This is a genomic window from Kitasatospora sp. NPDC048540 (assembly GCF_040651175.1).
In the GTDB taxonomy this organism is placed as follows: Bacteria; Actinomycetota; Actinomycetes; order Streptomycetales; family Streptomycetaceae; genus Kitasatospora.
On sequence record NZ_JBEZIR010000092.1, the window covers coordinates 22,316 to 35,016 of the forward strand.

The following is a 12,701-nucleotide window of genomic DNA, read 5'->3' on the forward strand; positions in this document are numbered from 1 at the left end:
GGCGTGCTCGCACATCCCGGCGTGATGAGGAAACCGATGTCATCTTCGAGGAAGAAGCGCGGACCCGGAGCCGCTCCCTACGGAATCCCCAAGGTGAGCCGACTTCCGCGATCGTTCGCCACTCTTCTCGTGATCGTGGCCATGATCTCCACGGTCGCCGCCCTGGTGGTCCCCATCGTGCGCTCGGCGGGCTCGTACCGAACTCCCCAGGCGGCCGATGTACCGGGGACGGTGCAGACACCGACCGGGCCGCTGACACCGCTGGACCGGGACTTCGTCAAGCGGGTCAGGCTGGCCGGGCTGTGGGAGATCCCCGCCGGCCGGATGGCCCTCGACAAGGGCGGGACCCCCGAGGTCAAGACGGCCGGCCAGCATCTGATCGACGGGCACACCGACCTCGACCGCGCCGACCTGGAGACGGCCAGGACCCTCAACATGGACGTGCCCGCGGAGCCGAACGCCCAGCAGAAGGCCTGGCTCAAACAGCTGGACGACGCCCAGGGCCCCGAGTTCGACCGACTGTTCGCCAACATCGTGCGCAACGCCCACGGCCAGGTGTTCGCCGTCGTCGCGCAGGTCCGCGCCAGCACCCAGAACTCCACCGTCCGCGACCTGGCGACCATGGCCAACTCCACGGTGCTGGACCACATGTCGGTCCTGGAGGACACCGGACTGGTCAAGTTCGGCGACCTCACCGGTCCGCCCAGCGGGACGCCCTCCCCGTCCGCGAGCCCGGTCCCGGCGCCCGCGGGGACACAGCGCTAGGAGGGGCGCAGCACGAAGGCCGGCAACGGCCTGTCCGAGACACCCGATCCATTTTCGAAGGTGCGACTATGCGGATTCACAAACGCGGCAAATCCCGCCGCCGAGGCCTTGCCCTGCTGCTGGCCGGGGTGCTGGCGGTCACCGGGGCGTCGGTCCTCGCGGCGGCGGCGTTCGCCGGGCAGGGCCCGTGGCGGTCCCAGGCGGCCACCCAGCTCGGTACGGTCGCCTGCGCCGACGTCGGCTCCGGCCTGGCAGCGGTGCCGGACGCCGCCCAGGCCGACGTCGACCAGAGCCTCGCCGACCTCGACGTCCAGGTCGCCGACGCCTACCAGGACCTCTCGAAGGCCGGCTCCAAGGGCGGCGAGAACAAGGTGATGGGCGCCCTCGCCGCGAAACGCACCACCACCCTGAAGAAGCTCTCGTCCAGCGCCGGACCGGACTCGGGGCTCCCCAAGGACCTGTCCGCGCTCGCGAACTGCTCCATCCGGCGCGATCTGGAGGTCGACGCCTCCGCCAAGGACTTCGCCCCCGAGTCCGCCAAGGCCGCCGCCGACCGCAGCAGGTCCTCGGGCGGCGCGTCCAAGCTGGGCCGCGGTTTCGTCGACATCAAGTCCGTCGCCCCGAACGCCAAGCCCGCCCGCACCGGGCCCGCCTCCGGCACATTCACCTCGCAGTGCGGACGCAACGAGAACCGCCACCTCAACCCGGACAACGTGATCGTGGCCCCCGGCGTCAGCAACGGCGCCCACCACATGCACGACTACGTCGGCAACAACGCCACCAGCGCGTTCTCCCCCAACGGCCGGCTCGCCGCCTCCGGCACCACCTGCTCCAACGGCGACCAGTCGGCCTACTACTGGCCGGTGCTGCGCCTGCTCAACGGCAGCAACGACAGCGACCTCAAGGCACCGGGCGGCGGCAAGGACCGCAACGTCGGCAAGATCCTCCAGCCGGCCGAGGTCAACATCACCTACACCTCCGCCACCGGGAACAAGGTCCAGTCCATGACCCGCTTCCTGCGCATCATCACCGGCGACGCCAAGGCCCTCACCAACGGACCGGCCAACGCCCACGCCTCCTGGAGCTGCACCGGCTTCGAGGACCGGCAGCTCGTCGACAAGTACCCCGCCTGCCCGAGCGGCAGCCGGGTGGTGCGGACCCTGAAGTTCCCGGACTGCTGGGACGGCAAGAACATCGACAGCGCCAACCACCGCACCCACACCGCCTTCTCCGACAAGAAGGGGGTCTGCCCGAAGAACCTCAAGGCGATCCCCCAGCTGACCGAGCGGGTCGCCTACGACGTCCCGTCCGGGGTCAAGTTCGCCGTCGACAGCTTCCCCGAGCAGCTCCACAACCCGATCACCGACCACGGCGACTTCATCAACGTGATGAACAAGGGCCTGCTCGACCAGATGGTGAGCTGCATCAACGAGGGCCGGCGCTGCGGATGACCCCCGCCCCCACCCGCCGGGACCTGCCCGGCGCACCCGGACGCGGCACCCCCCGCGGCCCACCCGGGTCGCGGCCCGGCCCCCAGCCCCACCCGCATTCGACCGGTGAACCGAACCGGACCAGCCACAACGCCGGAGGACTCAGCAGATGTTGACAGGGCAAGGACGCCGCTCGCGGCGTTCGGCCGAGGGACCGGCCACGGCCGGCCGCAGCGGCCAGGACGGACAGACACCGGCCGGCACCGCCGGGGACCAGGCCGAGGCCGGCACCGCCGGCCCGCGCACGGTGTGGTCCCTGCTCCCGCTGCTCGCCGCGGGGCTCGGCCTGACGGCGGTCGCCGTCAACGGCGCGCTGCAGGCGTTCCTCGGCGTGGCGGCCGGGGTCATCGCCCTGGTGTCGTTCTCCTCCGCCGTCCTGTGGGGGCTCGCGGCGACCGACCGGCTGCTCCTGCACCCGGTCCACCGGCTGGCCGCCCAGGCGATCCACCGGGCGATGGGCATCGCCGGCGTGGTCTTCCTGGTCCTGCACGTGTGGATGAACCTGATCCAGGACCAGATCGGCGCGGTGTCGGCGTTCATCCCCTTCGCCGACCCGCACCGGCCGGTGGTGCTCGGCCTCGGCGTCCTGGCCGGCTACGTCCTGCTGGCCGTGGCCCTGGCAGGCGCGGCCCGCGGGGCGCTGGCCAGGACCGGCGAGGCCGGACGCTGGCGGATCGTCCACATCTGCGCCTATCCGGCTTGGGGCGCCGGCCTCATCCACGGGCTCAACGCCGGCCGGCTCCCCGCCGGCTGGGTGTCCATCCTGTACAGCCTCGCGGTGGCGGGCGTGGTGGTGGCGCTGGCGCTGCGGCTCGCCTTCCAGGACCGCGGCTCGCTGCGCCGGGCCGCCGTCCCGGTCCGGCCCGAGCCGGAGACCCGGCCGACCGTCGGTGTCGGCTCCGAGCGACGGCGGCAGGACGGATGAGCGGCGCACCCATCGCCTGGCTGGGCCGCCCGGTGCTGTTCGCGGGCCTGGAGCGCGAGGAGCGGCTGGACTACCGCTCGCACCTGGTCGTCCACGGCGGGCTGCCGTCGATGCCGGCCGACGAGCTGGCCGACCTGGCCGAGAACGTCAACCTGCGCGGGCGGGGCGGGGCCGGCTTCCCGTTCGCCCGCAAGATCCGGGCCGTCGTCAAGGCGGCCGCCCGCCGCAAGGGCCGCCCGGTCGTGGTGGTCAACGGAACGGAAGGAGAACCCAGTTGTCTCAAGGACGCGGCGCTGCTGCTGCGCGCCCCGCACCTGGTGCTGGACGGCGCGCTGCTGGCCGCCACCGCACTGGACGCCGAGCAGGTGGTGCTCGGGGTCACCCGGACCGACACCGAGCAGTCCCTGCGCAGAGCGGTGGCCGAACGCAGGTCCACCCGGCTCCCGGTCACCGTCACCCGGCTCCCCGAACGGTTCGTCTCGGGCGAGGGGAGCGCACTGGCCCGCGGCATCACCAGCGGGATCGCGCTGCCCCGCGGCGGTGGCGTACGGACCAGCGACAGCGGGGTCGGGGGCCTGCCGACCCTGCTGTCCAACGCCGAGACGTACGCCCAACTCGCGGCCGCGGCACGGCTGGGCGCGCTGGTGTACCGAGAAGTCGGACTCCCGGCGGAGCCCGGGACGGTCCTGCTCACGCTGGCCGGCAAGCAGGTCGTGGAGGCCCCCACCGGCGTCCCGCTCGCCGAACTGCTGACCATGTTCGGCATGGAGATCGGCCAGGGCGTCCTGGTCGGCGGCTACCACGGCAAGTGGCTGACACCCGACGCGGCCGCCCAGGCCGTGGTCTCCCGCCAGTCCTTCCAGAGCCTCGGCGGCGCCCTGGGCGCCGGCGCGATCCTGCCCCTCCCCGAGAACACCTGCCCGCTGGGCGAGGCCCTGCGGGTGGCCCGCTGGATGGCCGACGAGACCGCGGGCCAGTGCGGCCCGTGCTACCTCGGCCTTCCCGCCCTGGTCAAAGCGCTGGAGGAGGTGGTACGAGGCGGCGGCCGGGCCGCCCTTGACGCCGTCGAGACCCGGATGCGCGCCGTCACCGGCCGCGGCGCGTGCAGCCACCCGGACGCCGCGTCCCGGTTCGTGGCCTCCGCGCTGGAGGTCTTCGACGACGACCTCCAACTGCACTCCTACCAGTACGGCTGCGGGCGGTCCGTGCAGAACGTGCTCCCGATGCCGGTCATGGAGAGCGCCGGGACCATCGTCGTGGACTGGACCCTGTGCGAGGCCCACGGCCTGTGCACCAGCGTCCTGCCCGAGGTGATCAGCCTGGGTGCGGACGGTTTCCCCGCCGCCGGCACCATGCCGGTCCCCCCGCAGCTGCTCCAGCAGGCGGCCCGGGCCGTCGACCGCTGCCCCGCGCTGGCCCTGCGGATGCAGTGAGCCGCCCCCGGCGCCACCGAGGCCGGCCGTATCCCCCGGCCACCCCCTGCCCGTGAAACACCCGCCCCGACCGGCCCGGCCCCACCCGGGCCGGTCCCGACCCGACCGATTCCGCATTCCCTCGAAAGCCCCCGGCTCCACCGATGGAAAGGCAAGGAACACCTTGACGACGACGACCAAACGCTACGGACTCGTGGCGGTCTGCCTCCTGCTGGCCGGCCTCGTGCTCATGGCGGCCTTCGGAAGTTCCAGCAGCAGCGCCAGCCCGAACAACCGGTCGGCCGACCCCGGGCAGCTGGTCGGCGCGACCCCCGCCCCGGCCGGGGCGGGCGGCTACGGCTCGTACGGCTCCTACGGAGACGCCGGTGCCTCCGGTTCCCCGTCGGCGGCCGGTGCCGGACAGGCCGGCGGGCAGCTCGCCGTCCGGATGGACGCACAGCTCGGCGCGGTCATGACGGACTCCCAGGGCTTCACCCTGTACCGCTTCGACAAGGACACCGCGAAGCCGCCGATGTCCAACTGCTCCGGTGCCTGCGCCACCACCTGGCCGCCGGTCCTCAAGGACGGCACCACCGCCGGCAGCGGCGTCGACGCGAGCAAGCTCGGCGAGGTCACCCGGGCCGACGGCAGCCGCCAGCTGACCGTGGGCGGCTGGCCGGCCTACCGCTACGCGCAGGACACCGCGCCCGGCGACACCAAGGGCCAGGGCGTCGGCGGCACCTGGAACGCGCTCGCCCCCGACGGTTCGAAGGCCAAGGCCGGCGGCGCCCCGGCGACCCCCGCGCCGGCCACCCCGGCGCCGGCCACTCCCGCCCCCGCCACCACCATGCCGCAGCCGACCCAGGCCAAGGTTCAGCTCTCGCTCATGACCCACCCCCAGCTCGGCCAGATCATGGTGGACGCCAACGGCCGCACCCTGTACCACTTCGCCAAGGACACCGCCTGGCCGATGCGTTCCAACTGCGAGGGCGACTGCCTGAAGACCTGGCCGGCCGCCCCGCCGGTGGACGCCGACAAGATCAAGGGGATCGACCCGAAGCTGGTCGGCAAGATGCAGCGGCCGGACGGCACCTGGCAGCTGAGCATCAACTGCACGCCCGTGTACCTCTACTCGGGCGACCAGGGCCCCGGTGACGCCCTCGGCAACGGCATCGGCGGCGTGTGGTCGGCCATCAACCCGGCCGGCAAGGCGGCCACCGGCAAGTGACGGCCCCGGACAGCACCCTCGCGGCAACCACCCGCCTCCCGTCCGTCCGCACGGTTCTCCAGTGGGTCGCCCTGGTCTTCCTACTGGTCCTGGGGGTCGTCGAACTCCTCAGCGGGCCGGGCGGGTTGGCCGGGACGTCCCGGGCGGCCGCCGCCGGCCGCAGCTCGGTGGAGGACCTGGCACGGCGGATCGGCTGCACCGCCGACATCACCACCAATGCCGCCGACCTCCGGCAGGGCGTCTGCACCTCGGACGGGGAGGAGATCTGGATCGCCACCTTCCCGACCACGGGCGCCCAGGACGCCTGGACCTCGGAGGCGAAGGCCTACGGGGGGTCGTACCTGGTGGGCGACAGGTGGGTGGTCGTCCTGTCCGACACCACCACCGACCTGCTGCACGGACTGCTCGGCGGGACCGTGGTGGGCGGGGTCGACCACACCGGCGCCCACTCCCACACCGGTAGCGGGTGACCGCGGAACACGGAGAGGAGGACAGCGGAACGAACCACGGGTGAGGGTTCCCACCGGCCGGCGCCGGTGGGAACCCTCACCCGTTGTGGTCCCACGGGGGATCACGGCGGGGCGCGAGGCGGGGATCCCCGCCGGACACCGCCCCGCGAAAACTGGTGGCACGTCAGGAAACCCGCGCCGAAACGCCTGCCGACCATGCAAATGCTGTATGAGTATTTCCGTTATCCCCGGGCCGACGCACTTGACGGGGCCTCGCCACGGTGCCGACGGGCCCGGCGACTTGCCTCACGGTGCGTCAAGTGCGGCCCGTACGCGGCTCCGCCACCCCGCATGCGGATTCCCCACATTCGGATCCGGAATCACCGGATGCGGGAGCGGTCCGACGCCTGTTGCCCGGAAACCCGTGGGACTGGTGTGCTGTGGCCCTTCCTGCCACACCGTCCCGACGGTCCCGCAGCAGACCGTCGTCGATGCCCTCAACCGGGCAGCTCCCCGTCCCGGCCCGTGCGCCGTAGCGCCGGCCAGGCCCCGCGAACTCCCCCACGCGAGATGGCCAGACCTGAGGAGGAACAAGTTGACCGTTCGTACCAGTACCCTCGAATCGGGCTTGAGCACACTGAGCGACGCCGAACTCGCGGCGGTGCTCCCCACCGCGACCGCGACCGGCGGCTCCCGCATCCGCGAGGTGATGGCCGAGGTGTTCAAGCGCCACCACAGCGCCGTACTCGCCTACGCCCGCAGCTACTGCCGCGACCCCCAGACCGCCCAGGACCTCGCCGCCGAGGCCTACGCCAGCACCTACCTGTCCGTCGCCCGCGGCCGTGGCCCCCGCCACGCCTGGCGCCCGTACCTGATGGCCTGTGTGCGCCGCACCGCGATGGAGTGGAGCGCCCAGACCAGGGACCGGGTGGTGCTGCCGGAGGACTTCAACACCTGGGCCGAGCGGCTGGCCGGGGACGCCGAGACCGAGGGCGCGCTGCTGGCCGCCGAGGAGACCGCGCTGATCGCCAGGGCCTACCGCTCGCTCCCGGAACGGTGGCAGGTGCTGCTGTGGTTCTTCGTGGTGGAGGGCGAGCCGGCGGCCGCCGTCGCCCAGCGGATGAGCATGACGCCGAGCGGGGTGCGCTCGCTGGCCGCCCGCGCCCGCGAGGGCCTGCGCGAGGCGTACCTGCGCGCCCACGTCGACGAGGGCACCGACCTCGAGTGCCGCTACTTCACGGCGCTGCTGGCCGGCGCCGTCCGGCGGCCGGGACGGCGGCGCGGACGCGAGCTGGCCCAGCACCTGGAGGAGTGCCGCGGCTGCGTCCGGGTGGCGGCGGAGTTCCGCCGGGCCAACCGCCGCATCGTGACCACCTCGCTGGTGCCGGCCCGCCCCGAGGCGGTGCAGCCCTGCTGAGCCGCACCGCGCCGCACCGGCCCGCCGTCGCGGGCCGGTGCGGCCGGGTCACCCGCCGGTCAGGGGAACGGCACCACCCGGACCTTGTCACAGCCGAAGAAGTGGTACGTCCGCCCGTCGGCCCGGTCGGTGTACGAGCCCTTCACGCACGCCTCGCCGTCACCCGGCCGCAGGCCCGAGTGTTCGGTGTCGAAGTGCAGCAGCAGGTCGAGGTCGCCGTCCTTGACGGCCTGGGCCGGGTGCTCGGTGTGCTCGACCACGTCCATCGGGTGGCCCTGCCGGTGCGGTTCGCTGCTGCCGCCCGTCCCCGCGTACACCGCGTCGCGCACCCCGAAGCGGGCGGTCAGCGGCTGGACGGTGGTGGCGTCGAACGCCAGCGGCAGGCCGTACTCGCCCGCGGTGGTGGTGAGCACCGCCACCGGAACGGTGTCGTTCGGCACCAGGAGCAGGTTCTCGGCGCGTTCCGGTTCGACGCTGATGGCGACCGGGACGATGCAGTCCAGGGTGAACTCCGCCGAGCGCCGGTTGTTGTCCGCGACCGGGTCGGTGTCGTCGGGCCGCGCCGGGGCGATCGAGCTGGTGAACCGGTAGGTGTGCGAGCCGGGCCGGTCGCAGCCGAGGGAGAAGACGGCATCGGACGGCTGCGGGGTGCCGACCGCGAGCGCGGCGACGGTCCGGGTGGCGGAGGCGGGGGTCGCCGTGGCGCCGGGGTCCGGGAGGGCGTCGGTGCGCACCGTGGCGTCCATCGGGCTGGACGGGCCGAGGTTGGCGACCGTGCTGTGCAGGGTGACGTCGAGGTGCCGGCCGATCACCAGCTGGGTGGGCGGCGCCTGGGCGGCCAGGCCGGTGACGGCCAGGTCGGCGACCGCGACCACCTTGGTGTCGGCGGTGGCGGTGTTGTCGGCGGGCTTCGCGTCGGGCCCGGCGAGGTTGTCGACGGTGGAGCCGGCGGTGATGGTCTTCGGGCCGCCGTTGCGGTGGACCAGGTCGGCCGGGACGTCCGCCGTGATGGTGTACTGCCGGGTGGCCCCGAGGCCGACCTCGGACAGGTTGCAGGTGACGGTGGCGCCGGTGACCGTGCAGGGCACGCTGCTGGTCGGGTTGGTGACGTCGGCGGGCAGGGTCGTGGTGACCCGGGTGGAGGTGGCGGGGTTCGGGCCGTGGTTGGCCACGGTGACCGTCCAGGTCAGGCTCGTCCCGGCGATGACCGGGTCGGGCGCGTCGGTGAGCGAGACGGAGAGGTCGGTGGTGTTGTTGACGGCCCGGATCCGGTCGGCCTCGGCCTTGGTCGGGAAGGTCCGCGACTCGAGCACCGGCGGGGCACTGCCCGGCTTCGGGAAGCGGCCGGGCAGGTAGCTCTGCACGAGCTTCCAGTCGTCGTGGCCGGTGAGCAGGCTGTCCTTGGTGCTGTTGGTGCAGTCGGCGGGGCCGGCGGCGTCGACGTTGACCGACATCTGCTGGGCACCGTCGTCGCCGTAGCCGGCCGGGTTGTCGCCGTTCCAGTCCGGGTTCCGGTTCAGCGGGGTGGTGCGTTTGACCCCGGTGTCGTCCATGAAGACGAAGTTGTTGACGGCGTCGTTCGGGTCGAGGACCCGGTCCTCGTGGAGGTCGTTCTCCTTGAGGTCGTCGAGCGGCGCCTTGCCGCGTGAGGTGCCGTCCAGGGCGATCCGGGCCGGTGAGAAGTCGACGACCACACCGCCGCCGACGCGCGGGATGCCGGAGTTGAGGTCGTAGTTCATCACGCTGACGTAGTTCGGTTTGCAGTTGTGGGCCTCGTTGCCGCCGTGGTCGAGGCCGAGGTTGTGCCCGAGTTCGTGCATGAGCGCGGCGGGGTCGTTGCGGTACAGCACGATGTCGGTACCGCCGCCGTGGCCGCCGATCCCGCAGTCGGTGTCGGGTCCGGCGCCGTCGGAGTCGGTGTGGCTGGAGGTGTAGATGACGTAGTTGAACGCACGCTGGCGGACGGCGGCGAAGTTGGTGGCCTTGCTCTGGAAGAACGCGGGGTCGAAGCCGCAGTTGTCGACGGCCGGGATCACCCCGCCGCCGCCGAGGTTCTCGCCGGCCAGGCAGTCCGGGTCGACCGCGTCGGTCTTGCCGTCGCCGTCGTCGTCGATGCCGTTGCCGCAGGTGGCCTTGAAGTCCTCGACGCCGGTGTCGCGGAAGGTGCAGTCGGGGTCGGCCCCGTCGGCGCCGTCCTTGCCGTCGTTGTCGATGCCGTCGGTGCAGGTGCCCTGCGGCGGGCCCTCCATCGCGGTGGCGTCGTAGCGGCCGCCGGAGTCGACGTGCAGGCGGATGCCGTTGCCGCCGGCCGGGTTCGGCAGCGGGGCCAGCTCGAAGGAGCGCCGGACCACCTCGAGGGACTCGTGGGAGGGGGCGGTGTTGCCGCTGTGGTCGAGCTCGAGGAAGAGGTCCTTGTGCAGCGGGTCGGCGCCGAAGGCGGGCAGGTCGACGGCGGTGGAGTTGTCGGCGTTGCGGATGCCGTAGCTCTCGTCGCGGTCGGCGATGCCGTCCTGGTCGGCGTCGCTGTGGGCGCTGCTGGTGATGGTGAGCCCGAGGGCGGCGCGCTTGCCGTCACCGGCCTCGGGGAAGTTGGGGTCGCCGTCGCCGACGGCGCAGGCCTGGCCCTGCGGGTGGCCGTCGCGGTCGGTGCAGGGTGAGTCCGGCCCGGGTCCGTGCCCGATGCCGTCGCCGAACCAGGTGTCGGTGAGCACGTTGTAGGTGAGGTTGAGCTCGACGTCCTGGTTGGTGGGGCTGATGTCCATCCGGTCGTCGTCGAAGCCGAGGCCGTCGTCGTCGTCCTTGATGCCGACGGTGATGCTGAGCGAGGTCTGGCCGGCGGGCAGGGTGAGGTGCTGGTCGAACACCCAGTGCTCGCGCACGGTGTTCGGGTGGAAGGCGTCGTCGGAGACGATCGGCCCGGTCTGCAGGGCGCCGTCGCCGATGGTGACCTCGGGGAAGAACTCGCCCTCCTCGTCGATCCCGGAGTCCGGGACCTCGAAGCGTTCGAACCAGTCCATGCTGACCGTGACGGTCAGTCCGAGCGGGACGGGCGGGGGCGCGGCCGCCGCCGGAGCGGGCGTGAGCAGCAGGCCGGACACCAGGCCCGCCGCCGCTGCCGCGGCCAGCCGTTGTCGCATCCTGTTCAGCATCCTGCCTGCCTCCTCGTGGGACCGGTTCATTCGGTAACGCAGAGTGACATGCGGGCGATCTCTTGACCCGCCCATGACCGACCGTGGACACGACAGGCCCCCCGAAGGAGCGAACCGGTGTACGCCGGACGGCGCACCGGCATGACCGGACGCACCGTCAGCACGCCACCGCCCCAAGGGAGAGCGCCCGACCCACCGGCCCCACCGGCAACGCTGCAGGTCACAGGTGTCCCGACGGTCCCGGCCGTGGCCGTCGACAGTCCCGGGCGGGTGGTTGCGCCTCTAATTAGGCATGGCTAACCTAAGCTCCTGCTCCCCCACTCACAGCAAGGAAGGCCACCCCCCGTGCCCTCGCCTCTGGTTCCCCCTGCCCTGACGTCGTTGGCAGCGGCCGCGCCCTCGACGCCGCTCGGCCCGTTCATCGACAGCGCCGTGGCCTGGACCACCTGGGTCACCCTGATGGGAGCGGTCGGGCTCACCACCCTCGCCCTGCTGTCCGCCGGCCCGGCCGCCGCCCGTACCGCGCCCGCCGCACTCCCCGCGGTCACCGCCAGGCTCTCGCTGGCCGCGGCCGTCCTCGGTGTCCTGGTCGTCCCGGCCGTCCTCACCGACCTGGCGCACGGTGCCTCGAAGACCCACGGCTACGACTACGCCGCCGCCTGGGACACCCTCTTCGACGGCAGCAACGCCGGCCGCCTGTCCGGCCTGGAGGTCACCCTCTCACTGGCCGGCGCCGCCCTGGTCGCCCCGCTGGTGGTCCGGTCGATCGCGGCCGGACCGGCGCGCCGGTGGCTGCTGTCCGCCGGCCTCGCGGCCTCCTCCGTCGCGCTCGGCACCACCAAGTTCCCCACCAGGACGCCCGCGGACTGGGGCCGCACCAGCTTCGACACCCTGGTCTGGATGCTGCACCTGCTGGGCGGCGGCGTCTGGCTGGGCGGCCTGGCCGGTCTGCTGCTGCTCGCCTTCCCCGGCGCGGTGCCCGCCGCCGGCCGCCGCCCGTTCTGGTCGGCCGCCATCCGCCGCTTCTCGGTCACCGCGATGGCGAGCGTCGCCGGTATCACCCTGTCCGGCCTGTTCCTGTACTGGGCGCACGTGGACGGCCCGACCCAGCTGGTCACCACCATGTACGGCCGGGTGCTCGGCGTGAAGATCCTGATCTTCGGCGGGCTGCTGCTGCTCGGCATGGTCAACCAGTTCTGGCTGCACCCCAAGATCGACGCGCTGCGCGAGGAGGGCGACCAGCGCCCGCTGGCCACGCTGCTGCTGCGCCGGTTCCCGCTGGTCGTCGCGGTCGAGGTGCTGCTCGGGATGACGCTGCTGTTCGTGGCGCCCTTCCTGCACGGCTCCGCCCGCAACCAGGCCTTCCAGGCCCGGGCGGCCGAGCAGTCCGCCACCCCCATCCCGGCCAAGAAGCTGCCGAAGCTCCCCGCCAAGGAGGTCAGCGCCTCCACCTGGGTCTACGGCACGGCGGAGACCGCCGCCGTGGTCGTCCTCATGGTCGGTGCCTACCGGGTCTCCGGCCGGCTGGCCCGCCGCCGCACCGACGGCACCGCGACCCCGGCGACCGCCGCCGCCTGAACCGCGGCACCACCCGCCACCACCCCGCCGACCTGGGAATCCTCCCGGGTCGGCGGCGGCGTACGGGGCCGGCGACCGGTCCCACCCGGTGCCCGGACGGCCACCCGAGTAGCGTTCGAGACGTGTCCAGTTCTCCGGCGCCACGGCGCCCGGACCGTCGGACGGCCGCACCGGGGCCCCGATGACCGGGTTGCTGGCGGCCGTCGACCCGACCAGCGGGTCCTCCCTGCTCGCCGCATTCGGCGCGCTGGCCGTGCTGGTGGTGACCTTCGCCGAGTCGGGCCTGCT

At 73.0% G+C, this 12,701-nt stretch carries 9 protein-coding genes; 8 read left to right on the forward strand and 1 reads right to left on the reverse strand.

Going from position 1 to position 12,701, the window contains the following annotated elements; genetic code table 11:
• Positions 1-93 precede the first annotated feature (93 nt).
• The 7 genes from AB0D08_RS28835 to AB0D08_RS28865 all read left to right on the forward strand — a co-directional run bounded on the left by AB0D08_RS28835 (position 94) and on the right by AB0D08_RS28865 (position 7,686).
• The gene (locus tag AB0D08_RS28835; RefSeq protein ID WP_033823433.1) at positions 94-765 is read left to right on the forward strand and encodes a DUF4142 domain-containing protein; all 672 of its coding nucleotides are present in this window, start codon (positions 94-96) and stop codon (positions 763-765) included.
• Between the two features lie 68 nt (positions 766-833).
• Complete coding sequence (locus AB0D08_RS28840; protein ID WP_033823432.1) at positions 834-2,216, forward strand: DUF1996 domain-containing protein; 1,383 nt, start codon at positions 834-836, stop codon at positions 2,214-2,216.
• A 148-nt stretch (positions 2,217-2,364) separates the two neighbouring features.
• On the forward strand, positions 2,365-3,180 hold the full coding sequence (locus AB0D08_RS28845) for a hypothetical protein (protein WP_051813731.1): 816 nt from the start codon (positions 2,365-2,367) through the stop codon (positions 3,178-3,180).
• A complete protein-coding gene (locus AB0D08_RS28850; protein WP_033823431.1) occupies positions 3,177-4,613 on the forward strand; it encodes an NADH-quinone oxidoreductase subunit NuoF family protein in 1,437 nt (478 codons plus the stop codon). Before AB0D08_RS28845 ends, AB0D08_RS28850 begins: the two co-directional genes overlap by 4 nt.
• 163 nt (positions 4,614-4,776) lie before the next feature.
• A complete protein-coding gene (locus tag AB0D08_RS28855) occupies positions 4,777-5,820 on the forward strand; it encodes an SCO0930 family lipoprotein (RefSeq protein ID WP_359892961.1) in 1,044 nt (347 codons plus the stop codon).
• Complete coding sequence (locus tag AB0D08_RS28860) at positions 5,817-6,290, forward strand: hypothetical protein (RefSeq protein WP_359892963.1); 474 nt, start codon at positions 5,817-5,819, stop codon at positions 6,288-6,290. Before AB0D08_RS28855 ends, AB0D08_RS28860 begins: the two co-directional genes overlap by 4 nt.
• Positions 6,291-6,897: 607 nt before the next feature.
• On the forward strand, positions 6,898-7,686 hold the full coding sequence (locus AB0D08_RS28865; RefSeq protein WP_051813727.1) for a sigma-70 family RNA polymerase sigma factor: 789 nt from the start codon (positions 6,898-6,900) through the stop codon (positions 7,684-7,686).
• Positions 7,687-7,745: 59 nt separating this feature from the next.
• Here AB0D08_RS28865 and AB0D08_RS28870 read toward each other — a convergent pair whose 3' ends face one another.
• Positions 7,746-10,835 carry a M66 family metalloprotease gene (locus AB0D08_RS28870; RefSeq protein ID WP_359892966.1) on the reverse strand — a complete coding sequence of 1,030 codons (3,090 nt, stop codon included), beginning with the start codon at positions 10,833-10,835 and terminating at the stop codon, positions 7,746-7,748.
• Between the two features lie 381 nt (positions 10,836-11,216).
• Here AB0D08_RS28870 and AB0D08_RS28875 point away from each other — a divergent pair, with 381 nt between their 5' ends.
• Positions 11,217-12,413, forward strand: a complete 1,197-nt coding sequence (locus AB0D08_RS28875; RefSeq protein WP_359892968.1) for a CopD family protein — start codon at positions 11,217-11,219, stop codon at positions 12,411-12,413.
• Positions 12,414-12,701 lie beyond the last annotated feature (288 nt).

What these genes read in the sequence shown, in the direction of transcription:
- AB0D08_RS28840 (WP_033823432.1), top strand. Translation starts at nt 834, where the DNA reads ATGCGGATTCACAAACGCGGCAAATCCCGCCGCCGAGGCCTTGCCCTG.
- AB0D08_RS28845 (WP_051813731.1), top strand. Translation starts at nt 2,365, where the DNA reads ATGTTGACAGGGCAAGGACGCCGCTCGCGGCGTTCGGCCGAGGGACCG.
- AB0D08_RS28850 (WP_033823431.1), top strand. Translation starts at nt 3,177, where the DNA reads ATGAGCGGCGCACCCATCGCCTGGCTGGGCCGCCCGGTGCTGTTCGCG.
- AB0D08_RS28870 (WP_359892966.1), bottom strand. Translation starts at nt 10,835, where the DNA reads ATGCTGAACAGGATGCGACAACGGCTGGCCGCGGCAGCGGCGGCGGGC.